The following is a 25,357-nucleotide window of genomic DNA, read 5'->3' as shown; positions in this document are numbered from 1 at the left end:
ATCCTACCTTTCATTTTAAAGAGTTCGGCACCCAAATGGATGCCGATATTGGCTATTGAACGGTCTGATTGTATCTTTCAAGTGCTTTTGTAATAGTAGCAGCTGCATCATTCAATGCCTGCTCTGGTGATGCCTTATCATTCAACATGATTTCCATCGCTTTTTGTGTTTCTTCTCGTGCATCTGGATAAATACCAATCACTGGTCCTTTACCTGCATTACTTCCTGAGTTGTTTTTTAAAGCAGCTTCTAATTGATTAATCGCTGTTTCAAATTGTGGGAATTGGTCAAGCGTTTCTTGTACTTCCGTTTGATCATAAGCTAAATTATTCACTGGGAAATACCCTGTGTTGATATACCAAAATGCTTGCTGCTCAGGCTCCATTAAATATTTGATGAATTCCCATCCTGCTAGCATCTCTTCTTCTGGTTGTCCATCCATTATATATAAGCTTCCCCCTCCAACTGAAACGCCGCCTTCTCCTTCTTTATCAGCTGGATAAGGAATGAAACCAGTACCTAGCTCAAATTTCCCTTCTGAATTTTCCAATAGATTGGCTAACCCTGCAGTGGAAGCAAGTGTCATCGCTGTTTTTTTAGATAAAAAAGCTTCGTGTGTATCGGGAGTGTTAGTGCCAAGGTTTAACATCAAATCATTATCAACTAAATCCTTCCACCACTCATATGTAGCAATAGCTTCATCTGAATTAAGGAGTGATTCATCTGCTAATCCTTCACGTCCATTTCCATTGTTAACAAGTTCGGCACCTTGTACAGTAATTAGTTGCTCGATAAAATAGGCATTAATTCCAAAGGACGCCCCAAATTGATTTCCATCAGAAATTGCTTCAGCATATTCTGTTAGTTCTTCATAGGTTTCAGGAGGGCTATTAGGATCTAATCCGTTCTCTTCAAACATATCTTTATTGTAGTAAAGCAATAAGGTTGATGCATTAAAAGGCATCGAATACAATTGGCCATCCATATCATATGCACTGAGAATATTTTGATCTAATTCTGATACATCGTAGTTTTCTTGATCAATAAAATCTTGAATCGGCTTCACCATTTTTGTGTCAATCATAGGACCACTACGAATAAAGTTTGATTGCATAATTGTGGGCAAACTATCTGATCTTAAACTTGTTTTTAATTTAGTGAAACTCTCGCCATAATCACCTTGAAAGATCGCCTCAACTTCAATGTCATCTTGTGTTTGGTTGAATTGATTGACTAAAGTATCTAACGTTTCACCATTAACACCTCCCATAGAATGCCATAGTGTAATATTAGTTGTTTCTCCATTAGAAGAGGTGGATGTTTCTTCATTGGTATTTTCTGTTTTGGAAGAAGCTTCTTGATTGGAGCAACCGATAAGTGTGAATAACATAATGCTGATTATAGCAACAATGATTTTGTTTTCCTTTAACATTTTCATAGTTTATTCCTCCTCGAAATTATTGTTTTTTGTTGGTACATGGTAGCTACTAAATGAGACGTCATCACTCCCTCCAAAAGAAAATAATTATTGTTTTACACTGCCTGCGGTAATACCAGCAACTAGCTGTTTTAACCCAAACACTAATAAAATTAATGATGGTAAAAGGGCAATCGTTACACCTGCTAAGATTAGATTCCACTCCATAAATTCTTCATTTTCTAGCATCGTAATCCCAATTTGTACAGGTCTCATAGTTTCTGAATTAGTCATTAACAATGGCCATAAATATTGGTTCCAAGTATTTAAGAATGAATATACAGCTAACGTTCCGAGTGCTGGACGCGACAAAGGTAACACGATGGTTAAGAAGATGCGGGCATGACCAGCACCATCCATTTTTGCAGCATCCATTAATTCTTTAGGAAGCTGCATAAAGAATTGCCGCAATAAGAAGATTCCAAATACAGTTGCAAGGTGTGGTACAATCAATCCTTGGTACGTGTTCATCCAGCCTAAAGCATTCATCATTAAGTATCTAGGAATCACCGTAACTTCAGATGGCACCATTAAGGTTGCTAGAAATAAAGCAAAAATGAAGTTTCTACCTTTAAATGGAATAAATGCAAAGGCATAAGCAGCAAGTGAACCGGTAATTAATTCTCCTATCATGACAGCTGTAGCAATAATGAAACTATTTAGAATAAATCTTAATATCGGAGTAGTTTGAATGACTTCTATGATATTTCCTAAATAAAAGCTTTCTGGCAAAAAGTTAGGTGCTCCTGTATTAATTTCCTGAGGTGTCATAAAAGTATAAGATAGTGCGAAATAAACAGGATAGATGACAATGATCGCAAGCATCAATAGTAATAGGTAATGTACAATTAACGTCATTTTGTTTTTAGCTTTCACAGATAAGCTATTCATTGATAATGCACCTTCTTTTCACCGACTTTGAATTGTAGCCAGGTTAGTACTAAGATAATCACAAATAAAATGAGTGCTCTTGTACTACCTAATCCAAATTGAAAATTAACAAATGCTTCTTGATATAAAGAAAACACAAAAACATTGGTACTATTCATCGGTCCACCATTCGTCATTACGTTAAATTGACCAAAAGCTTGTAATGCATTAATCACCGAGATAATTAATAAAAAGAACAAGGTAGGAGATAGTAAAGGAATCGTAATTTTAAAAAATAATTGAATCTGATTGGCACCATCTATTTTGGCACTTTCATATAAATCCTTTGGAATGCCTTGTAATCCAGCCAATAAAATAATGAAATTCAACCCTAAGGTCATCCAAATGGTCATGAGGGCAATAGAAGTCAAGGCCCAATTAGGATCTGTCAACCAATGAACAGACGGAATTCCTAAACTATTTAATATGTAATTAAACACGCCAGAGGTTGGATTAAATAATAGCAACCAGATAACAGATGATGTCCCTACTGACATAGCTATAGGTAAAGAAAATGCGAATTGAAAAACCTTCATCCCTTTAGCTTTTGAAGTTGTTAGTACTGCTAAAAGTAATGCAATAAAAATGCCAGTTGGTACGGTGTATATAGTGAATAGAAATGTTATTTTTAAACTGTTTAAAAACTCAGGGTCAGTAAACAAATCCATGTAGTTTTGGATCCCCACAAAGGCTACAATATTTCCTATTGGATCTGTCATGAAAAAGCTTAAATAAATGCTTTGAAAGAAAGGAAAGAAAACAAAAGCACTAAGTAAAATAACAGATGGCATAATAAATCCATAGCCAATTATCTGTTCTTTTCTAAGTCTCTTTCTTTTTGCTGGAGATGCTGCTTTATTAAGGACAAAAGGTCGTTCGAAGGCTTTTTCACTGTTTTGCATAAGCTTCACCTCCCGAAATTAATTGTTCTACCAATTTATTGAAGATTCCATTCGCTTCTTCTTTACTCTCATAATAGTTTAATAGTACACAAGGGATACCAGCTCTTTTTGCTGCCAGATAGTCGTATTCCGTATCACCTACCATTAACACTTCTTGACGATTACTTCTAAATTTCTTGATTGCTTGTAAAATGGGTTCTGGTGATGGTTTGCTTCTTTTTACATCGTTTCTAGTAATGACAATTGAGAAATATTCATCAATTCCATTCTCCTTTAGTACTTGTTCGACTAATTCTTTTTGTTGATTTGTCACTAGTCCCAATTGAAACTTTTTACCGTGCAATCTTTTTAAACCTTCCAAGACATTGGGGAAGAGAGAAAGAGTGTGATAATATTTTGCTTTTTCCTTAATGAAGAAGGACTTAACCTCATGCTGTTTTGGTAATAATTTAGTTAAATATAGAGAGAAATCTGAACCGAAGTGACGCATTAGTTCTTCATAAGTTATCGTGTTTGGATTAAATTCCTGAACGGTTTGATAGGCTGCTTTGACAAGTGTTTCTCTACTATCTAAGAGAGTGCCATCTAAGTCAAACAAGATAGTGTTGATCGTCGAGAATGTTTCGGCTGTAGACTCATTCATTGTTTTTATCATTCTGTTAGTACTCCTTTAACTTGATAGTTACTGTTTTTCGTTTCTAAAGTAAGCATAACAATAGATTATTAAGGATATATTAACTATCTGTTAATAAAAACAAAGAAATATTACCGATTAGTCAATTTAACAACCAAACATCAACATAATGGTAAATATAAAGTTACCGATTTTATGATTTGGATATTTTGAAGTTAGTTGAGCACTATCTTTGAATCTATCTTCATACTTTGGTATCGTTTTCATGAATATCGAAATAAAGGGAGGATTTTTCTATGGCTTTTACGTTGGAGTTGGGTAAGAAGGCACCGGATTTTAGACTTCCTGCAACAGATGGTAAGACATATAGCTTAGAGGATTTTAATGATGCAAATGTTTTGGTCGTGTTCTTCACTTGCAATCATTGTCCTTTTGTTGTTGGGTCGAATGAAGTGACAAGAGCAACTACCGAAAAGTTTGCAGATCAAGGTGTTACGTTTGTGGGGATCAATTCTAATAGTGTGAATACAAAACCAGATGATTCATTCGAAGTAATGGTGGAACAGATGAAAGAGCACAAATTCCCATGGGTATATTTACATGATGAGTCACAAGATGTAGCCAAGACTTATGGAGCTTTGCGCACACCACATTTCTACGTATTCGATCAAAATCGTGAGTTGGTTTATACTGGTCGTGGACTCGACAATCCACGTGAGTCTGAAAAAGCAACGGTAAATGATTTAGAAAATGCCCTTGCGGAACATTTGGCAGGAGTGCAAATTACCACACCATTAACGAATCCAATCGGATGTAACGTCAAATGGCACGGTAAAGATGAACATTGGATGCCAGCAGAAGCTTGTGATCTTGTTTAGAATTAGTGTTGGTGGTTATTGACTAATTTAGTAGTTTTGATTTAGGTACACAACTAGAAGTCACTTAAGAAATAAAGACAAGGATTGACCTCTTGATAGACTCATTATTTTGTGGGTTCTTCTAGCGGACACTTTTCGTAGTTTTTGTGAATTAGCGTCCACGAGATGAGTTCTCGCGGACACATTTTGTGATTTTTGAGAATAAGTGTCCATGAGATGAGTTCTCACGGACACATTTTGTGATTTTTGAGAATAAGTGTCCACGAGATGAGTTCTCACGGACACATTTTGTAATTTTTGAGAAATAATGTCCACGAGATGAGTTCTCACGGACACATTTTGTAATTTTTGAGAATTAATGTCCACGAGATACGTTCTCGTGGACATTTTTTATGATTTTTGTGAGGTTGTCTCCGAGTCTTCTTCTCCATTACAAATCTAACAAATTAGGGAGGAACAAACTAATTTCCGGTATATAGGTAACAACCATCAGTAGAACGAACATGGCAACATAGAATGGCATTAATGGTTTGATTAGGCTTTCGACTCTTTCTTTTCCAACCATGGATCCGACAAATAAACCGGTTCCAACAGGTGGCGTAATCGTACCGACACACAAGTTTAAAATAAAGAATATGCCAAAATGCACTGGGTCAATCCCAATACCTTCTGCGATTGGTAAGAAAATTGGTGTGAATATGAGAATCGCTGGTGCAATATCCATAAACATACCTATAATCAATAAGAAGATATTAATCAGTAACAAAATAATTAATGGATTAGCGGATAAACCGAGAATAAACTGACTCAGTGCATCTGGAATACCGGTAAATGCCATAGCAAATGACATTAGAGAAGATGCAGCGATGAGTAACATGACAATACCAGACATTTCTACAGCTTTGATTAAAACCTCAGGTAATTGCTTAATGGTTAGCGTTCGATAATACACAAGCGCTAGAAATAAAGCATAAACCACGCAAACAGCAGATGCTTCAATCGCTGTGAATATACCTGTTAAAATCCCACCGATAATAATGAAGATTAACAGAATACTAGGGATTGCATCTAAGACAATTTTCTTTTTATTAATGTTTGCGATTTCAGATTTTTGTACAATTGGGTAATTACGTTTTTTGGCAATCACAAATGCAACGGCTATAATCGTTATGGCCCATAGGATCCCGATTAAGTATCCACCAACAAATAATGCTGCGATTGAAGTACCACCACTAATTAGTGAAAAGATAATAAACGCCGTACTAGGAGGTATTACCATTCCTGATGGGGCAGAAGCGATATTGACAGCTGCTGCGAATTTTCGGTCATAGCCTTCTTTTTTCTGTAAAGGAACCATCACCCCGCCAATTGCAGTAGATGCTGCGATGGCAGAACTGGAAATCGATCCAAACAAAGCGTTTCCTACCACGTTCGTATGAGCTAAAGATCCTGGTACTCTCCCGACGATCAGTTTCGCAAATTCTACTAATTTATGGGCGATCCCGCCATTATTCATAATTACTCCTGATAGAATAAAGAACGGTACCGCAATTAAAGAAAAACTGTTTAGACTTGCCACCATTTTCTGACCAGCTGTAAAAACGGCAATATCAAGTGGCAGCATCAATAGAACCGTTGCCAGTGATGCTACAGCGATACATATGACAATTGGTATTCCTACTGCTAATAATATTGCGAAAACAAGAACTAATAAAATACTAGCTTCTGCAACCATATCTAATTCACCTACTTTTTTTAAGAATTTTCTTGTATGTGTAACTGTTTCGAACTGAATAGGTCCGTTAAGTTAATGAGACAATATAATAAGATGGTTACGCCTGAAACAGGAAGGGCTAAATATACATATCCCATCGGTAAATGAAGGGATGGTGAAATTTGTGCCATCGTCAATGAGACAGCCTTAGTACCTCCCATGATCATCATCACGGCAAAAAGGATAAAGCTGATTTGCACAATTACTTCCAAGACTCGTTTTGTCTGTTCACTTTTTATCCCGTTACTTAGAAAAGTGATGGCAATATGGCTTTTTTTGCCCACAACATAGGCACCTGCTAATAATGAGAACCAGATCAAACCAAAGCGAAGAAATTCACCTGTTACGGAACTTGGGTTATTTAAGATGTATCGACTGATCACTTGCCAGCTTGTGACAACAACCATGATCATTAGCAACATACATGTGATGGTTTCAATGGTACGATCTAGATATTTACGAAACGCTTTGTTCATATCGCTACTCTCCTTCATTATTACTTCCATGTTGAATCTTATGGTAGAGATCACTTAATTCCTTATTTTCTTTAAACTTTTCATGAATAGGCTGTACTTTTTCTAAAAAAGGGGCTTTATCCACTTCATTGAACTTGACATTATATTTCTCCATAGCTTCTGTTTTTTCGGCTTCTACTGCTTCTGCCCAAACTTGTTTTTCATATTCAGTAGATTCTTTAGCAGCTTCTTGTACGGCCTGTTGCTGCTCTTCACTCAATTGATTTAACGTATTGTCATTTATTATCACAATATCTGGTACTCGTGTATGTTCATCATAAGAATAATAAGAAGCTACATCTCCATGACCAGCTGTCACAAGGGCAAACTCATTGTTTTCAGCACCATCGATAATACCTTGTTGCAAAGATGTGTATACTTCACCGCTTCCAAGTGGTACCGCTGTTCCGCCTAACAATTCGATCATTTGGATAGCGGTTTCACTTTCCATTACACGAATTTTCTTCCCTTCAATATCCTCTGGAGTTTCAACAGGGCCATCTGTTAAATAGAAACTTCGTTGTCCGGAGTTGTAATAGGTTAGCCCGACAAACCCTAAATCTTCGGTAGATTGATAGATTGGTTGCATGATTTCCTCGTTTTCCATGACACGAGTGAAATGATCAATATCATCAAAAAGATATGGGATACCAAAGATAGAATATTTATTGGAAAAACTTTCGAGCGCAGAGCCACCAACCTTTGTAATATCAATTGCCCCTGTTTGCGTTAATTCAATCAGTTCACGCTCTCCGCCGAGTTGTCCATCAGGGAAATATTCAACACTAACTTGTCCATTTGTTTTGTCTTCGACTAATTCGCCGAACTTTGCCATAGCATCTTTCACCGGTTGAGCATTACTAGCATATGCAAATCGTAATACAACACGCTCCTCTGCATGCGTTTGTTGGTTGCATCCGTTTACAAAAAGAATGAGAAAGATACTAAACAGAAACCATAACATTATTCGTTTCATTCATTTTACCCCCAACTTCTTAGTTTCTTTGCTGTTAAATAGGAAACCCCTTACATTTTTTGTGGGAAATATACATAATTCGACTACGATTATACTAACGAATAAAAACAAAGTCAAAAAATAATGTTTATATATTTTTGTTTTGGTGGGTTTGTTTGTGTTTGAGGTTTTGGTGATGGCAAAATATTTAAAAGAGATTAGAAATCATATCAGACACTGCCAACAAATACTTTTGATAAAGATATCGGTAGGCAGTGTCTGATAATAGCTATAAGTACTTCTAAAACTACAAACAAAAGATTGCGAGGTATTTTGCATAATCTGTTTAAAAAAATATTGACAAAATATAGTTTAAAACTTAAACTAAAAAACAAGTTAAGTGAAAGCGATTTTATTCCTAAAAAATGATGAGCGCTCATCATTTGAATTTAACAGAATAGATAAAGGAAATTGGTGAGAGAAATGAAGGTAACGGCAAAGACTATTGCAAAACAACTAAATATTTCAACAGCTACTGTAGATAGAGTAATACATAATAGAGGTGGTGTTAGTCCAAAAACCGCGAGAAAAGTATTAGATAAAGCAAAAGAGCTAAATTATGAGCCGAATAAATCAGCTAGTTTTTTGGCAAAAAAGAAATCAATACATGTAGCTTGTGTATTTCCTGAGTATCCAGAGTATTTTTGGGAAGAAATAGAAGATGGGATCAAAACTACTATTGAAGATGTTAAGGATTATGGATTTCATGTAGATATTATAAAAACACCACAAACCATACATAAACAGGTAGAAGTGGTTGAAAACATTATTCAGTCCCAAAAATTTGACGGACTAGTTATATGTCCTACAGATGGGGTCCCGCTTGCAAGTATTATAGAATCAGGAATCAACAATGACTTTCCAATCTTCACTTTTAACAATGACTCTCCAGCAAGCAGGCGAATTTCGTACGTAGGTGCAGATTATTATGATGCAGGGAGATTAGCAGGTGAGTTAGCTGTTAAACTAACAGGTAACTCCAAAAAATTCGCGATTATTACTGATGAAGCAGATACCTTCCAGATGAAGCAGAAGCGAAGGGGATTCGAAGCATTTGCTCTCGAAAACAAGCAAGTAGAATTTGTTAAAATGCTTAAATTAGATAATCAGCAAATGGATGAATCATTAAAAAAAATTAAGCAGAACATTTTGGATGTAGATGGTGTCTATGTTGCATGCGGTGCATTAGACGAAGTTGCAAAAATGGTAAAAGAAATAGAGATAGATAAACCTGTCCTAATTGGTCATGATATGAGTGAAGCAATATATCAACAATTACAAAATGATATTGTTGCGGCAACCATTTGTCAGGACCCATTATACCAAGGAAGTTTAGCATTACGTTTAGCATTTAATTATTTAATGTTAGATAAATACCCTGAGAAGAAAGATAACATCGTGAAGTTGGAAATTGTCACTAAAGGTAATGCCAAATATTATATGAAATAATATTTGGTTGCACAAAAATGATGAGCGCTAATCATTTAAATAATAGTTAAATGTTATTAAATAAACATTAATAAAACAAAAAAATGATTAGCGCTCATCATTTTTTGGGGGGTGCTTACACAAAAATAAGTGTTGTTGTTATGACTGGTTTGGAAGCGCAATCAAAAAAGGAGTGTAAAAATGAAGAATAAAATAGTTGTTATTTTAACATTGATGTTATTTGTTGTGTTAACTGCATGTGGAAATAGTGAGGAGAATACACAGCAAGAAGAAAAAGGAGAAAAACAGGAAGTTTTATTATGGCATTACTATACAGGGTCTGAAGAATCTTTAAATGAAATTTTAGCAGATTATAATCAGTCTCAGGAAGAGGTAGAAGTAGTAGCTGAATATGTACCATTTGATGAGATGAATAGACAATTATCTGTGGGAACAGCGGGTGATACGTTACCTGACATCGTGATTGCCGACACGGTAAATAATGTTTCGATGGCATCGATGGGGATTTTGGCTGATATTACAGACTTTGTAGAAGAATGGGGAGAAGGAGACCAGTTTTTAGAAGGACCTTATAATTCAACAATATATGAGGAGAAACAATATGGCCTTCCTCTCACTACAAATTCGTTAGGGTTATTCTATAATAAAAAATTGTTAGAGGAAGCTGGGATTGAAGAACCTCCAACGACATGGGAGGAACTAGATGAAACAGCAGAAGCTTTAACTACAGATGGGGTTAAAGGATTTGGCTTATCTGCTGTCAGGTCAGAGGAGGCAACCTTTCAGTTTTATCCTTTCATCTATTCAGCAGGAGGCTCATATAAAGAATTGGAATCTTCCGAAGCCATAAAAGCTTTTAATTTCTTGAAAAACTTGTATGACCAAGGTTATATGAGCCAGGATATTCTAACTGCAACGCAGGATGACCTGACACGTATGTTTATTGAAGAAAATTTAGCAATGATGATAAATGGACCATGGATGATTGAACGAATTCAGGAGAATGAAGATTTAGATTTTGGTGTTACAAATATTCCAAAAGATAAAGAATTTGCTTCTGTTACAGGTGGAGATAATATTTCGATCACGGAAACGGGTAATCAAGATGCTGCCTGGGACTTTATGACATGGTTGTTTGAACCTGAGCAAAATGAAAGGTTCGCGATGGAGACAGGATATTATCCGACAAGATCGGATGTGTTAAATGAAGCGGATTATTGGAAGAATGAAGAAATTGTAAAAGAATTTATTCCAATTATGGAAGTAGCTGAAGCGCGAGGACCTTCTCCGGATTGGCCAAGCGTATCGGAAGAAATTCAGCTGGCGATTCAAAAAATCTTAACAGATGAACTGCCAGTAGAAGATGCCTTAAGTGAAGTAGCTGAAAATATAGCTGAGGTTGAAGCATCAGAGTAAAAGTAATAGGAGGCAGTTTTTATCTAATTAGATAAAAACTACCTCATCAAAACATCAGGAACAGGAGTGAGAGAAGTAATGGACAGTGTATTTACAGTGCAAGGCAATCGACTTATAAGAGAATTTGATGGTGAGAAAGTTTGGATTGAACCATGGGGAGAAAATAGTTTAAGAGTGCGGTCTACTTATCTATCTTCCATGACTAATGAGGATTGGGCGTTATTACCACAACCAAATATAGATGCAAATATTACAGTGGAAGATGACTATGCCATAATAGAAAATGGCAAAATTCGAGCGGTTATTTCAGCAGAAGGTGCAGGTAAAACCACTTTTTATAATCAGAAAGGTGAGGTTTTGCTGCAAGAGTATGTACGGAATCGTAAAAATTTAAAAGAATTCACAAGTGCTTTGAAAATAGATGCCAGAGAATTCAAAGCAAATCTTGGTGGTGATTTTCAGTTAACCCAAAGATTTGAATCAGACCCTAATGAAAAACTTTATGGCATGGGGCAATATCAACAGCCGTTTTTGGATTTAAAAAATTGCACATTAGAATTGGCGCATCGTAACTCACAAGCAAGTGTACCTTTTGCTCTCTCTAGTTTAGGATACGGTTTCCTTTGGAATAATCCAGCAATTGGACAAGTTACCTTTGGCAAAAATGTAACGGAATGGGTGGCTAAATCCACCAAACAGCTTGATTTTTGGCTTACTGCTGGTGACTCACCGGCGGAAATCGAAGAAGCTTATGCGAGAGCAACTGGTACTGTCCCAATGATGCCTGACTATGGAATGGGCTTCTGGCAATGTAAGCTCCGTTATCAAACACAAGAGGAGTTATTGGAAGTTGCTCGTGAATATAAAAAGAGAGATCTGCCAATTGACGTTATTGTTATTGATTATTTCCATTGGCCAACACAAGGTGATTGGAAGTTTGATACAGATTATTGGCCAGATCCAGAAGCGATGGTGAAGGAATTACAAGAAATGGGAATAGAGTTAATGGTTTCAGTCTGGCCAACAGTTGATAAAAAAAGTGAAAACTACCAAGAAATGTTGCAGAAAGGCTATTTGACTAGAACAGAAAAAGGCATACGTATTACCCATGATTTCTTAGGGAATACCGTTTATTTTGATACCACACATCCTAATGCTAGAGAATTTGTTTGGGAAAAGGCAAAGCAAAATTACTATGACAAGGGAATTAAAATATTTTGGTTAGATGAGGCAGAACCAGAATATAACGTATATGATTTTGAGAATTACCGTTATCATATCGGTTCAAATGCACAGGTTGGTAATATCTATCCGATGATGTTTTCTAAGGCATTTTATGATGGAATGAAAGAAGAAGGGCAAAAAAATATCGTTAATCTTGTACGTTGTGCTTGGGCAGGCAGTCAACGATACGGTGCCCTAGTTTGGTCAGGTGATATTGATTCCAGTTTTGAATCATTACGGAACCAGTTTAATACAGGACTAAATATGGGGATAGCAGGTATACCGTGGTGGACTACTGATATAGGTGGATTTCAAGGGGCTTATACAGAAGATCCAGATTTTAGAGAATGTATGATTAGATGGTTTCAATATGGTGCGTTTTGCCCGGTGTTCCGACTTCATGGAGATCGAGAACCGCATTCAGAACCACTTGGATTAAGTGGTGGTGGTATTTGTCCAAGTGGTGCAGACAATGAAGTGTGGAGTTATGGAGAGGAAGCTTATCATATTTTCAAGAAATACATGTTAATGAGAGAAAGGCTTAGACCATATATCAAAGAATTGATGAAAGAAGCACATGAAAAAGGTACACCATTGATGAGGCCGCTTTTTTACGATTTTTATACTGATCAAAGAGCTTGGAATATAGAGGATGCCTATATGTTTGGGCCAGATCTGCTTGTTGCGCCGGTGCTTTATGAAGGGCAACGAACTAGAAATGTCTATTTACCCGAAGGTGCAACATGGACAAATGCGCACACAAATGAAGTGTTTGATGGTGGTCAACAGATAGAATGCGAGGCATCACTCGAGACTATTCCGTTATTTTTAAAAGATGATGCTAAATTACCTATACAAGAATAAGCGTGCATGAAAATTACAGGAGAAAGGAAAGGGGTGATCTAAGTGTGGAAGAAACTTAGAAAGCAAGCGGGAGGTTACTTGTTTGTGCTTCCTGCTGTTTTATTTATGCTAGTGCTGATAGGATATCCGTTGCTTTACAATATTATTCTTAGTTTTCAAAATGTTGATTTAAGTAATTTAGCAGGAGGTAATAGAGAATTTGTAGGATTTGATAACTATCGAACCGTCGCAGAAGAAGATGTGTTTGGTATATCTATCCACAATACGTTGATATACACTGTGGGTAGTGTTTTTTTTCAAGTCATTATTGGATTCTGTCTTGCCTCGTTTTTTAGTATGAAATTTAAGTTAGCGGGTTTCTTAAGGGGTATTATGATGATCAGCTGGTTGATTCCAATGACGGTTACAGCTTTGTTGTTTAAATTTATGATGGGCTCCGAAGAAGGAATACTGAACCAATTGTTAATGGCATTACATTTTGTAGAAGAACCAGTTGGGTGGTTATCTAGTCCTAACATAGCACTGTGGAGTGTAATTATTGCTAACATTTGGATTGGGATTCCTTTTAACATGTTATTGTTATCCACTGGGCTAAGTAGCCTGCCACAGGATGTTTATGAAAGTGCCAGCTTGGATGGAGCGAACTGGTGGCAAAAACTCGTTCATATTACATTGCCATTATTAAAGCCGGTAATCATGGTGGTATTAATGCTTGGCTTTATTTATACATTTAAAGTGTTTGATGTTGTATATGTAATGACTGGTGGAGGACCAATTAATTCAACAGAGGTACTCTCGACATTGGCATTTAGATATTCGTTTAGTGATTTTGATTTCAGTTTAGGTGCAGCTGTTGCTAACGTGCTATTTATTATATTATTCGTGATCAGTTTAATTTATTTACGAATGATCAAGAAAGATGAGGCGATTTAATTGAGTAAAAGAAAAAGTTGGGTGCTAAGCATAGTAGGTATTGTGATAGTTACCTTGTTTCTTTTTCCAGTTTATTGGATGGTAATAACAGCTTTTAAAGCACAAACAGAAATATTTCGGACACCCCCAACGCTATTTCCGCAAAATTTTCAGATTGATAGTTTTATAGCAGTGATGCAAGGGGATGTTGGGCAATATTTTCTTAATAGTGTCATTATAGCAGGTTTGGCAACCTTGGTTGTTTTATTATTAGCAGTACCATCTGCGTATGGCTTGGCAAGATTTCCGATTAAGGGAGTTTCATCAATGATGCTCATTTTTCTTGTCACCCAAATGTTACCTGCTACTGTTGTGTTAACACCGTTATTCATTGTGTTCAACAATTTGGGGTTACTGAATACTTATGCTGCACCTGTATTGGCGACAGCAACACTAGGAGTTCCTTTTTCTGTCTTATTGCTAAGAACCTTCTTTACGGGAATACCAAAAGAGTTAGAAGAAGCAGCAAGTATTGACGGTTGTGGTCGCTTAAGAGCGTTTTTGCAAGTAATCATTCCAATCTCATTACCTAGTATATTAGTATGTGGAGCAATTTCTTTTTTCTTTGCCTGGGGAGATTTAATATTTAGTATTACATTTAATCGAGATCAAGAATTGTGGCCGCTTACAGCAGGTATTTTTAATGCAGTAGGGCGTTATGGAATCGAATGGAATAACTTGATGGCATTTGCGACGATTTCTGTTTTACCTGTCATCATCATTTTTGTTCTTTTGCAAAAACATTTAGTGGAAGGCTTAGTAAGCGGATCAGTTAAGTAGTTCGATAGACAGATAATGTTCATACTAGAGATTAGTTTTAACTCAGGATGAAACTGAAAAACTGGAACAATTAAGTATTACTTGAAAGAATGAAAAAGAGGTAGAACCTATTGGAATATGGTTGTACCTCTTTTTATTTGCTGATATCAGATGGAAAGTCGGTTACGTTCGCTAATTCAAAATCTTGTCCACTAATCAAGTAGTTTTAAAAAAGTTCAAATTAATACCTGCTATCCGGTAGAAAAAAGGGATTTCTGCCATGCAATCCGTTCCAATCAATTCAAAAAACATGATAAACTACATATAAATCAAGATAGATTTATAGAATGGGAGGTTTTATCATGAAGCGAACACTCGTTATTAACATGAACATAGCTGAAAACCTGTTCAACGAAATTAAGCAGGTAGTCCCTGACTGGAACGTTATCGCAAACAAAGATACAGAAAAAATTGCGGATGAACTTGTCCAAGCAGAAGTCGTGCTCCATTGGAAAAGAGCTGTTGCCCCGTTTTTGTTGGAGAAAAATGATCACTTAAAGTGGATTCAAACTTGGAGTGCAGGAGTAAATAGCCTTCCACTTGATGCATTACAAGCCAAAAAGGTGACATTGACAAGTGCAAATGGTGTTCATGCTTACCCGATTTCTGAAACAATCTTTGCCCTTATGCTTGGATTAACACGGAAAATTCATACATATGTGCGCCAACAACAGGAGCAAACGTGGCACAATGCTGGGCTAAAATTAGAAATTCACGAGAAAACGGTCGGTATAATAGGTGTTGGTGCGATTGGCCAGGAAACAGCCAAAATTGCAAAAGCCTTTGGTATGAAAGTTCTTGGTGTTCGTCACTCAGGGAAACCAGCTGAACATGTTGACGAAATGTATACTCCCGATCAATTGGCTGACCTTTTACCTTTATGTGACTATGTCGTTATTACACTTCCATTAACAGAGGAAACAACTGGCATGTTCGGGGCAAAAGAGTTCCATCTAATGAAAAATAGTGCTTTTCTCATTAATATTGGAAGAGGACCGATTGTGAAAGAGGATGAGCTAATTCAAGCGTTGGAAAATCAAGAAATTGCTGGAGCTGGACTTGATGTGTTTGAGACGGAACCCTTACCGGAAGACAGTCCATTATGGACGATGGAGAATGTTATCGTAACACCGCACACAGCTGGAGCAACAGAACACTATACAGAGCGTGTCATTCGAGATATTTTCATTCCGAATTTAAGGCATTATCTTGAGTTTAGTGCACCAAATGTAAATATTGTAGATTATGATAAGGGATATTAAAATATCGGTTCGGGAGTGGTGGTATGGGGTGGAAAAAGTGGATGTTCCTTTCGGTTCCTCTATTATTGCTAGTAATTGGGTTGATTATCTTATTTAATTTACATAAACTTCTGGTGTTAGAACAACAACCAAAAAAAGCAGACGCTATTTTAGTATTAAGCGGTGGAAAAGGGGAGCGAGAAACAGAGGCAGCTAAGCTTTACCATGAAGGATGGAGTGATACCATTATCGTCACTGGTGCCCTTGTAGGTTGGGAAACATACACATCAGAGATTATGACAGAGCATTTGATCGAATTAGATGTGCCAGCAGATGCTATCCACTCCTTTAAAGAAGTAACAAGTACGAGAGAAGAGGCCGAACTGTCCATCCCTTTGCTGCGTCAGTTGAACGTTGATACCTTACTTCTTGTAACCAACAAATATCACTCAGCGAGAGCGAAATGGATCTTCCAAAAAACATTGAAAGATGAAAATATCGAAGTCATTTCCGTCCCTGTTCGTGAAGATGTTTATGACAAGAATTGGTGGAAGGATCATGAAACAAGAAAGCACGGAGCAAGTGAGGTACTAAAATTTATTTGGGAACTTTTGCGACTATAACCAAAAAGGAAGTAGGATACCAAACCCTACTTCCTTTTCATATACTGTTCCATTGCTTCATCAGCCCTGCCAGCTACTACTAGACAGCAATATAACACGAACGTTACCGAAGACATTATTCCACCGGCTATCCACCACCACATATTCCATGACCCTTTCTTTCTCCGAAGTACATGTATCATTTTTTACCAATACGTTATAGGATATACCTTACTTAATAGGCATAATGTTTTCATCGGCATGTTTCTTGCGTTATAATATGTTTCGACTATCGAAATAAAGGAGTCCTGCTTGTGAGTCAATCGCTAAAGAAAAAAGAGAAGATTTGGACGAAGGATTTTGCCTTGATATGTATGGCAAATTTTTTTATCTTTTTAGGATTTCAGATGACGTTGCCAACGATTCCACTGTTTGTCCAGCATTTAGGCGGAAGTGATGAGTTTATAGGCATTATTACTGGTATTTTTACTTTCTCTGCATTACTTTTACGTCCGACTGCCGGACATGCGTTGGAAACTAGGGGAAGGCAGTTTGTCTATATGATTGGTCTGGGGATTTTTGTTATTTCCATTGGATCTTATGCATTTATTACTAGTATTGTCTTTTTGTTTATTATGCGTTGTGTCCAAGGGTTAGGTTGGGGCTTCTCGACAACAGCTACTGGTACTATTGCGACAGATTTGATTCCAGAAAGCAGACGGGGAGAAGGAATGGGCTATTTCGGTTTATCCGGTAATATTGCACTTGCCTTCGGACCAGCATTAGGACTTACTTTATACGGTTATATTTCATTTACGACCTTGTTTTTAATTTGTTCAGCATTAGGATTAGTAGCGCTTTTGTTGTCTAGTCAAATTAGATATAAGCCTGTTGACCCAGAGGCGAAAAAGGTAGTTGCTCCAAGGTTCGATGTATTGGAAAAAAAGGCATTGCGACCTTCATTACTATTATTTTTTATTACGACATGTTTTGGTGGAATTGCTTCATTTCTGCCGTTATATACGGAACAAGAGGGAATTGCAGGAATCGAAGTTTACTTTTTAGTTTTTGCGATTTTCTTAATGATCACGAGAACATTTGCCGGACAATTGTACGATAAAAAAGGGCATATAGTTGTGTTTCTGCCAGGGACGTTTTTAATTTTAATCGCCATGGTGTTATTAGCTTGGCTACCAAATTCTCTTGTTCTCTATACAGCAGCAGCTTTGTATGGGTTAGGATTTGGTACCGTACAACCTGCACTTCAAGCATGGGCGGTAAATCAGTCGCCTGATAATCGAAAAGGAATGGCAAATGCGACTTTCTTTTCTTTCTTTGATTTAGGTGTTGGAGTTGGTGCGATTGGATTTGGTTTCATTGCTTCCGGTTTTGGTTACAGCTATATTTACATGACAGGTGCCGTCTCAGCGACGATTTCGATTTTGTTGTATGTATATTTGTTGGTGAAAGATAGGAAAGTTCGGGAGCAAGAAGCAGTTTGAGAAGATTGATGAATAAAATAAGACGAATTTTCAGGCTGTTGAGACGTATTTCTCAGCAGCTACTTTTTGTTAGGAATCTGAGTAATGTGTTAAAATCAAGAAAGCGATAACAATGGAAAAGAGGGGGAGAAAAGATGATTAAAGGTATCAGTCATACTGCGTTTACTGTTCAAAATATGGAGAGATCATTAGCGTTTTATTGTGATCAATTGGGTTTCGAAAAGCTGTTTGAATTACATAATCAAGATAATGAGCCGTGGATTATTTATTTAAAAGTTTGTGAAGGACAATTTATCGAATTATTCTATGGAGGTAAGAAACAAACTACCATAGATGGTGAGACTATTGGTTATAATCATTTGTGTTTAGAGGTAGACGATATACATGAAATTGCAGCCCACTTAAAAGAAAAAGGGTTAACATTAGATATAGAGCCACAGCAAGGATTAGATTTAAATTATCAATGTTGGGTAAAAGACCCAGATGGTAACCGGGTTGAATTCATGCAACTACATCCAGATTCTCCGCAATTAAATAAATAGGCTTATCCATCTCCATTCTTCATGAAACTCTTGTTCATTATAAAAATGTTCGTTCAATGTGCGGTAACATTTTCGAGGAGTGGATATATTACCTTCGATCTCCCGGAATGTAGAGACTGATACTGAACAAGAATACTGACGTGTCATGTTTTTATAATTATAAATTGTTAAAAATCGGAATACTATAAAAAACAAGAGAAATGTAGAATTAATTATGATAAACAATGACCCTGACTAAAATTTTGTTAGTCGGGGTTTTTGTTGTCTGTGTAATGGTGTAATATTGACGGCGTTTTAGCTATACTCTGATGAATAATATAGTAATAGCATCATATCTTATTTAATACTTAGTATATATTTTTCTCTATATTAGTTGTTTATACTTGAGATCAAAAATGATAACGTTCACAAAGTGATGGGAGGAATACTAGATGAATATAGAGGGTGGACTTACGAAACTAATTCAATTTATTTCAGAATGGATTACTAGATTGTTTTCCGCTAATATGATGTGGCTGCTTTTCAATCTACCTGTGATCTTGTTTAGTGTTAATATAAGCTTTGCACCTAGTAGTCAACAAGTTACTAGTATCATCATATTATTGTTTATCCTAGCACCATTTGTTACGTTTCCTGCTACTAGTGCTTTATTTGCTGTAGTAAGAAAATGGGCAATGGATGATGAATCGACGCCTGTAATTCAATCTTATATAAGCTACTTCAAGGAACATTATAAAATAAGTATAGTTACTGGATTTATCATCGAAATTTTTTGGATGATATATGCAGTTGATTACTATTATTTCACCACTAACATTAGCACCTCTTTAGCACTATTCTTCATTATTCTTGGCGTAGTACTTCTCATGATTACACTCTTTTTAATTTGCTCACTTGTTCATTACGAATTAAAAATAATAGATTTGATCAAAAATTCTATCATTATGGTCATTACAAATCCTTTTTTAACGGTGTCTCTTGGGGTGTTTAATCTAACTATTATATATATATGTTTTCTATATGCACCTTACTTGCTTCTATTTTTATTAGGTTCTTCTATCGCTTTTGTCACATTCAGTGGTTTTTATAAAATTTATAGAAAAGTGGAATTAATGAAAAATCGCTCAATATAATGAAAATATAACCTTAAAAAAGGTTAGCTACTCACTTTTAGAAATCGATTTCCAAGAAATAACAAACTAATAATGAAACAACACAAAATGACTTGCATTTTTTGAAATTTGTAGGTATTTAACTATATCTCTGATATATCAAGTTTTTTGGTTAAAAAATTCATGATAATACTTACAATGGTTTTATTCAAAATGAAGAGGCGAGTTTTTTAATATCTAGAAATGTAAGGGCTTTTGGAAATCGATTTATCAAATGAAAAAGGAGCGAATAAAGATGAGTGAATTTAATCGAACAGAAATATTGGAGTTGTACAAAGATTTACGCGTGACGGATGTACGCGACGGGATGGACTGGGTAGGACTACATGGTTATGGCACGGTTGACCATAGTATACGACCTTTATTCCGAACAAAAGTGGTAGGTATTGCAAGAACAGCACGGTATCTACCATTTGAAGGTCCCGTCCCTAATTTAACAGGTGATGCCTATACGAAATGGGTGAAGTGGTATTACGGTGAAGTTTGTACTGATGAATGGGCGAACGACATTGAAGAAGGGGACTTTATTGTCATGGATGTAGCAGGTGTAGATGTAGGGATATTAGGCTCGAATAATACCTTAGATCATCTGCATAAAGGAGTGAGAGGATACCTAACTAATGGTGGAGGTATTCGCGACACGGATGAAGTGATCATGCAGAAGATTCCGGTCTGGTCGAAGTTTGTCTCACAAGGAATGGATCAAACGAGAATCCGCTATTATGAGAAGGATATTCCGGTAGCTATCGGAGGAGTTGCGATCTATCCAAATGATGTGGTGGTAGCGGATGGTGATGGCGTAGTAGTGGTACCGAGTAAGTACGCTAAAGAAGTAGCGAAATATGCACACCAAGAACTAACAGGTGATAAAGCAGGACGCCGAAAATTATATGAAAAATTGGGTTGGGAGTTGGATGATACCGTTCAGTAATCTACTCTAAATTGTTAGGTGAACAAGTAGGCAAAAGAGGTGAAGGAAGGTTGGAGAATTTAGGGTTTAGAATTTTAAAAAGGAATGCAAAAGTTAGTCAAGAAGTGATCAAAAGGTTCGAAAACGTTGTGACACCACATGTGAGCGATAATATGAACAGGATGTTTTCTGGTGGGTCAGACCTGAAGCCTTTTTATAAGAGTGGAAAGCTCCTAGGGGCTGCACTAACAGTAAAAACAAGGCCGGGAGATAATTTAATGGTTCACAAAGCTATCGACATAGCAGAACCCGGTGATGTTTTAGTGGTCGATGCTGGTGGTGATACAACAAATGCGATTGTTGGTGAAATCATGTTGGAATTATCGAAAAAAAAAGAGATTAAAGGTTTTGTTATCAATGGAGCCATTCGTGATTCAGCAGCCTTTTTGAATGGTGATTTCCCGGTGTATGCCAAAGGTGTAACACATAGAGGGCCATACAAAGATGGACCTGGAGAAATAAACGTCCCTTTATCCATAGATGGTATGGTGATCAATCCGGGAGATTTAATCTTAGGTGATGAGGATGGGGTTGTTTCCATTCCGCAAGAACTAACAGAAGACGTACTCAAACTAGTTAAAACCCAAGAAAAAAAAGAATTAGAAACTTTTCAAGCTATAGAAAATGACCTTGTAGATAGAAGTTGGGTAGATGCAGCTTTAAAAAATAAAGGGTGTGAATGGAGATGACCTCCCTCAATAAATATAGCTACAAAAGGTTGCAAGATTTTTGTGCGACTGTATTTGTTCATGCAGGAGTGTTGAAGAAACAAGCGGATATTGTAGCAGCATCACTAGTTCAAGCTGACTTACGTGGTGTAGATTCACACGGTGTAGTTCGAACAGCTATTTACTTAAAAAGAGTAGAAAAAAATATGATTAACCCATCTGCAAATATCCGTATAGAACAGGAGAATGGGTCCACAGCTTTAGTAGATGGAGGAAATCATTTTGGAGCAGTGGTAGGAGAGCAGGCACTTCAACTAGCAATGGAAAAAGCAAAAACAAACGGTGTTGGAGTGGTAGGTGTAAAAAACTCGAATCATTTTGGCACAGGAGCATATTACGCATTAAAAGCCTTAAAGCAAGATTTTATAACTATTATTATGTCAAATGCCTCTCAAACAATGCCGCCAACAGGGGGCGTGCGACCCTTTATCGGAACAAATCCTTTAGCTGTTGGCATTCCATGTGGTGCATATCAGCCATTTATTTTAGACATGGCTACAAGTGTTGTGGCAAGAGGGAAAATAATTGTTGCGGCACAAAAAGGTGAAAGCATTCCAATTGGATGGGCTGTTGATAAAAACGGAAAGCCTACAACAAATGCAGAAGAAGCACTAGAGGGTTCTGTTTTACCATTAGGCGGGCCAAAAGGATACGGTATTTCCATGTTTATCGATATATTGTCAGGTGTTCTTACGGGTGCTGGCTTCGGTAAATATGTGAATAATATGTATGAAAATTGGGAGAAGCCTCAAAATGTTGGTCACTTTTTTATCACGATCGATATTAATCAATTTATCAATATTACGGAATTTAAGCGAAGAATGGACTTATATATTAGTGATATTAAATCTGAACCAAAGGCAGAAGATGTCGACGAAATTTTAATACCAGGTGAAATTGAAAGGAAAATTTCTGAACAAAGAAAAAAGAATGGGATTATTTTACCATTACAAGTAGAAAAGGAATTAACAGAAATAGGGATGAAGTATGGCGTATCTTTAAGTGATGCATTAATAGCGAATCATACAGAAAGTGAAGGTGTCTAGTCATGCTCGTTAGGGATGAATTTCAATATGAAATGCCAACGAAAATTGAGTTTGGCTCTGGTTATGTTCAACATCTAGCAAAATATGTTGATGAGGTAAATGGGAATAAAGTGCTTATTGTAGGAGATCCAGGCGTTTTAAAAGCTGGTATTATCGAAAAAATTGAGAGCACGATAAAAAAAGCAAATATACCTTATCACATATTTAGTGATATTGGCACAGAGGCAACGATAGAGTCTGTAGATAAAGCTTTTTATCAAGCTAAAGAAAATCAATGTGATGTCGTGATTGGTGTTGGTGGTGGAAGCTCACTTGATATTGCTAAATCGGTTGGAATTTTACTAGGAAATGGTGGAGATATTCGGGATTATGTTGGTTTAGACAAAGTTCCTTCACAAGGTAAGCCAGTTATAGCGATTCCAACAACAGCAGGGACTGGTAGTGAAATTACGAGATTTTCGGTTTTGTCAGATAAAAAAGCAAAAGCAAAATTAAGTGTTGGTAGTATGTTTAATTGTCCCACCATCGCACTAGTTGATCCAGAATTAACTCTAACGTTACCTCCTCATATTACAGCTGCAACAGGTATGGATGCCTTAACACATGCGTTAGAATCTTTTGTGAATAAAGAAACGCAACCTATATCTGAAGCATTATCAGTAGAATCAATGAAACTAATTTCCAGAGGTTTAAGGCTAGCTGTTGTGCAAGGGGAGAATTTGGCAGCTAGAAAAGATATGTTATTGGCAAGTACTATGGCGGCTATGGCATTCAATACAACACGGCTAGGTTTAGCGCACTCTTTAGCTATTCCGCTTGGTGCGAAATTCAATATTCCACATGGGGTAGTGAATGCAATATTGTTGCCAGAAGTCATGCAATTCAACTTGGTTGGTAATACTCAAAAATTCATTGAAATTGCAAAGATATTCGGAGAGAAAGTAGATGGACTCTCCGACTTGGAAGCTGCTCGAAAAGCCGTAGATGCTATTAGGAGATTAAAGAAAGACATCGGTATAAAGCAAAACCTATCTGATTTTAATGTAACAGAAGAAGATCTTGAAGAAATAGCTGAAGAAGCTATGTTATCGGGAAATACTCCTATCAACCCTGTCAAACCAACTATAGAAGACTTTAAGAATATTTGTAGATCTGTCATGGATGAAGTAAGGAGTGAAACGTGTAATGAATAATGGAGAAAAAATGTTACATTTTCTCGAAAATCACCAAGCTAAAGCTTACGGAAACTATATTAATGGCAATTGGATAAACAGTGTAAGTGGCGAAACCTATACCATATATAATGCTGCCAATAATAAGCAGCCTTTAGCCCATTTTCCTAAATCAACTCCAGAAGACGTTAATCAAGCTGTATCAGCGGCAAATGATGCATTTGAAACATGGTCTGTATTACCAGGACCGGAACGAGGTGCTATTTTATATAAAGTAGCAGACATGTTAGAAGAAAACCTTCAAGAACTCTCTTTTATTGTTTCTGCAGAGCAAGGAAAAGTATTAAATGAATCGATGGGTGAAGTATTACGTGCTGCCAAGGAAACACGTTTTTGCGCTGGAGAAGCATTTAGAATGGAAGGAAAAACACTACCTGCAGAAAGGCAAAATGTCTGGAATTCCACTGTCAGAAAACCTGTTGGTGTTATCGCCGAGATTGCCCCTTGGAATTTTCCGATGATTACACCAATAAGAAAGATAGCACCTGCATTAGCGTATGGATGCACAGTCGTTTATAAGCCTGCAACAGCCACTCCGTGGACTTCAGCTAGAATTATGGAGTTACTGACGGAAGCAGGTGTTCCAGATGGTGTAGTAAATCTAATTGTTGGCAGTGGATCAACTGTTGGCGATTCACTAGTTACTCATCCAGATGTGAAAGGGATTAGTTTTACTGGTTCTACGGAATTAGGGCAGCAAATTAATCAATTAGCTTCGAAGAAATTTGCAAAAACACAATTAGAATTAGGTGGTAAAAACCCTGCTGTTGTACTGGACTATTCCAACGAAAATCACGTAGCCAAACAAATTATCAGTGCTGCTTGCACTTGTAGTGGGCAACGTTGCACGTCGATCAGTAGAGTGATTGTATTAAGGGACAAAAAAGATGAGCTTGTTAAAGCGTTAAGCAATCAATTAGAAAAAATAAAAATCGGTCCAGCCTGGGACGACAATGCTAATATGGGGCCATTAGTTAATAAAGGTCATTTGGATAGTGTCCAAAACTATATTGCAATTGGTGTTCAAGAAGGGGCGAATCTAATTTATGGTGGCGAGCTTTTAGAGGATGAGCAATATAGTAAAGGTGCATATATGAAGCCGGCGTTGTTAGATAACGTAAAAGCCTCCATGAGAATAGCAAAAGAGGAGATATTTGGTCCTGTCCTTACCATTACAGAGGTAGACAGTGTAGAAGAAGCACTATCTGTTGCAAATGATGTGGATTACGGGTTGGCGGCATCTGTATTCACCAATGATCTTTCCGTTGCACATCAATGTGCTGAAAAAATCGAATCAGGAATGGTGCATATTAATCATGGAACAGCAAGTGCAGCACACTTACCGTTTGGAGGTACAAAAAGTTCAGGGTTTGGTGCCTTCTCTATAGGGAGTTCTAATATAGAATTTTTCACGGAATTAAAAACTGTGTACGTTGAGTATTAAGAATATGGC

General features: G+C 36.8%; 23 protein-coding genes. 16 read left to right on the top strand and 7 right to left on the bottom strand.

Annotation, left to right across the window (positions count from 1 at the left end; genetic code table 11):
* Positions 1-52: 52 nt before the first annotated feature.
* The 4 genes from D569_RS0101300 to D569_RS0101285 form a co-directional block, all read right to left on the bottom strand.
* Positions 53-1,438 carry an ABC transporter substrate-binding protein gene (locus D569_RS0101300; RefSeq protein WP_018930585.1) on the bottom strand — a complete coding sequence of 462 codons (1,386 nt, stop codon included), beginning with the start codon at positions 1,436-1,438 and terminating at the stop codon, positions 53-55.
* 87 nt (positions 1,439-1,525) lie between these two features.
* Positions 1,526-2,368, bottom strand: coding sequence for a carbohydrate ABC transporter permease (locus D569_RS0101295; RefSeq protein ID WP_018930584.1), 843 nt, complete (start codon positions 2,366-2,368; stop codon positions 1,526-1,528).
* The gene (locus D569_RS0101290) at positions 2,365-3,309 is read right to left on the bottom strand and encodes a carbohydrate ABC transporter permease (RefSeq protein ID WP_018930583.1); all 945 of its coding nucleotides are present in this window, start codon (positions 3,307-3,309) and stop codon (positions 2,365-2,367) included. The genes D569_RS0101295 and D569_RS0101290 overlap by 4 nt, the downstream gene beginning before the upstream one ends.
* On the bottom strand, positions 3,296-3,964 hold the full coding sequence (locus tag D569_RS0101285; RefSeq protein ID WP_018930582.1) for an HAD family hydrolase: 669 nt from the start codon (positions 3,962-3,964) through the stop codon (positions 3,296-3,298). Before D569_RS0101285 ends, D569_RS0101290 begins: the two co-directional genes overlap by 14 nt.
* A 275-nt stretch (positions 3,965-4,239) precedes the next feature.
* On the opposite strand from D569_RS0101285, the gene D569_RS0101280 reads away from it, so the two are divergent.
* On the top strand, positions 4,240-4,821 hold the full coding sequence (locus D569_RS0101280) for a thioredoxin family protein (protein ID WP_018930581.1): 582 nt from the start codon (positions 4,240-4,242) through the stop codon (positions 4,819-4,821).
* A gap of 430 nt (positions 4,822-5,251) precedes the next feature.
* Here D569_RS0101280 and D569_RS0101275 read toward each other — a convergent pair whose 3' ends face one another.
* The 3 genes from D569_RS0101275 to D569_RS0101265 are packed head-to-tail and all read right to left on the bottom strand — an operon-like array spanning position 5,252 to position 8,086.
* Positions 5,252-6,556, bottom strand: coding sequence for a TRAP transporter large permease (locus tag D569_RS0101275; RefSeq protein WP_018930580.1), 1,305 nt, complete (start codon positions 6,554-6,556; stop codon positions 5,252-5,254).
* A 20-nt stretch (positions 6,557-6,576) separates the two neighbouring features.
* Positions 6,577-7,071, bottom strand: coding sequence for a TRAP transporter small permease (locus D569_RS0101270; protein ID WP_018930579.1), 495 nt, complete (start codon positions 7,069-7,071; stop codon positions 6,577-6,579).
* Between the two features lie 4 nt (positions 7,072-7,075).
* A complete protein-coding gene (locus D569_RS0101265) occupies positions 7,076-8,086 on the bottom strand; it encodes a TRAP transporter substrate-binding protein (protein WP_018930578.1) in 1,011 nt (336 codons plus the stop codon).
* A 462-nt stretch (positions 8,087-8,548) separates the two neighbouring features.
* Between D569_RS0101265 and D569_RS0101260 the strand changes: the two genes are divergently transcribed.
* The 15 genes from D569_RS0101260 to D569_RS0101185 all read left to right on the top strand — a co-directional run bounded on the left by D569_RS0101260 (position 8,549) and on the right by D569_RS0101185 (position 25,348).
* Positions 8,549-9,574 carry a LacI family DNA-binding transcriptional regulator gene (locus tag D569_RS0101260; RefSeq protein ID WP_018930577.1) on the top strand — a complete coding sequence of 342 codons (1,026 nt, stop codon included), beginning with the start codon at positions 8,549-8,551 and terminating at the stop codon, positions 9,572-9,574.
* A gap of 180 nt (positions 9,575-9,754) precedes the next feature.
* Positions 9,755-10,990, top strand: a complete 1,236-nt coding sequence (locus D569_RS0101255) for an ABC transporter substrate-binding protein (protein WP_018930576.1) — start codon at positions 9,755-9,757, stop codon at positions 10,988-10,990.
* Positions 10,991-11,068: 78 nt separating this feature from the next.
* Positions 11,069-13,078, top strand: a complete 2,010-nt coding sequence (locus tag D569_RS0101250; RefSeq protein ID WP_018930575.1) for a glycoside hydrolase family 31 protein — start codon at positions 11,069-11,071, stop codon at positions 13,076-13,078.
* Positions 13,079-13,120: 42 nt separating this feature from the next.
* Positions 13,121-14,011 (top strand): carbohydrate ABC transporter permease, encoded by an 891-nt coding sequence (locus D569_RS0101245; RefSeq protein ID WP_018930574.1) that lies wholly within the window; start codon positions 13,121-13,123, stop codon positions 14,009-14,011.
* On the top strand, positions 14,012-14,830 hold the full coding sequence (locus D569_RS0101240) for a carbohydrate ABC transporter permease (protein ID WP_018930573.1): 819 nt from the start codon (positions 14,012-14,014) through the stop codon (positions 14,828-14,830).
* 338 nt (positions 14,831-15,168) lie between these two features.
* Positions 15,169-16,131: a D-2-hydroxyacid dehydrogenase gene (locus tag D569_RS0101235; RefSeq protein WP_026287179.1), complete on the top strand. Its 963-nt coding sequence runs from the start codon at positions 15,169-15,171 to the stop codon at positions 16,129-16,131.
* Positions 16,132-16,154: 23 nt separating this feature from the next.
* The gene (locus D569_RS0101230) at positions 16,155-16,733 is read left to right on the top strand and encodes a YdcF family protein (protein ID WP_018930571.1); all 579 of its coding nucleotides are present in this window, start codon (positions 16,155-16,157) and stop codon (positions 16,731-16,733) included.
* A 353-nt stretch (positions 16,734-17,086) separates the two neighbouring features.
* Positions 17,087-18,214, top strand: coding sequence for an MFS transporter (locus D569_RS0101220; RefSeq protein WP_211216070.1), 1,128 nt, complete (start codon positions 17,087-17,089; stop codon positions 18,212-18,214).
* Positions 18,215-18,348: 134 nt separating this feature from the next.
* Entirely contained in the window at positions 18,349-18,756 is a 408-nt protein-coding gene (locus D569_RS0101215) for a VOC family protein (RefSeq protein ID WP_018930568.1), read from the top strand.
* A 431-nt stretch (positions 18,757-19,187) separates the two neighbouring features.
* Complete coding sequence (locus D569_RS0101210) at positions 19,188-19,889, top strand: YesL family protein (protein ID WP_018930567.1); 702 nt, start codon at positions 19,188-19,190, stop codon at positions 19,887-19,889.
* A gap of 274 nt (positions 19,890-20,163) precedes the next feature.
* Positions 20,164-20,859, top strand: a complete 696-nt coding sequence (locus D569_RS0101205; protein WP_018930566.1) for an RraA family protein — start codon at positions 20,164-20,166, stop codon at positions 20,857-20,859.
* 11 nt (positions 20,860-20,870) lie between these two features.
* Positions 20,871-21,587 carry an RraA family protein gene (locus D569_RS0101200; protein ID WP_018930565.1) on the top strand — a complete coding sequence of 239 codons (717 nt, stop codon included), beginning with the start codon at positions 20,871-20,873 and terminating at the stop codon, positions 21,585-21,587.
* Positions 21,584-22,672 carry an Ldh family oxidoreductase gene (locus tag D569_RS0101195; protein ID WP_018930564.1) on the top strand — a complete coding sequence of 363 codons (1,089 nt, stop codon included), beginning with the start codon at positions 21,584-21,586 and terminating at the stop codon, positions 22,670-22,672. Before D569_RS0101200 ends, D569_RS0101195 begins: the two co-directional genes overlap by 4 nt.
* A 2-nt stretch (positions 22,673-22,674) precedes the next feature.
* Positions 22,675-23,865, top strand: a complete 1,191-nt coding sequence (locus D569_RS0101190) for an iron-containing alcohol dehydrogenase (RefSeq protein WP_018930563.1) — start codon at positions 22,675-22,677, stop codon at positions 23,863-23,865.
* Positions 23,858-25,348, top strand: coding sequence for an aldehyde dehydrogenase family protein (locus D569_RS0101185; protein WP_018930562.1), 1,491 nt, complete (start codon positions 23,858-23,860; stop codon positions 25,346-25,348). The genes D569_RS0101190 and D569_RS0101185 overlap by 8 nt, the downstream gene beginning before the upstream one ends.
* Positions 25,349-25,357: the final 9 nt, after the last annotated feature.

The sequence above is a fragment of the Gracilibacillus lacisalsi DSM 19029 genome, assembly GCF_000377765.1.
Taxonomy (GTDB): Bacteria; Bacillota; Bacilli; order Bacillales; family Amphibacillaceae; genus Gracilibacillus; species Gracilibacillus lacisalsi.
The sequence above is the reverse complement of the archived record's forward strand: the minus strand, read 5'-3'. Positions and strand labels throughout refer to the sequence as shown.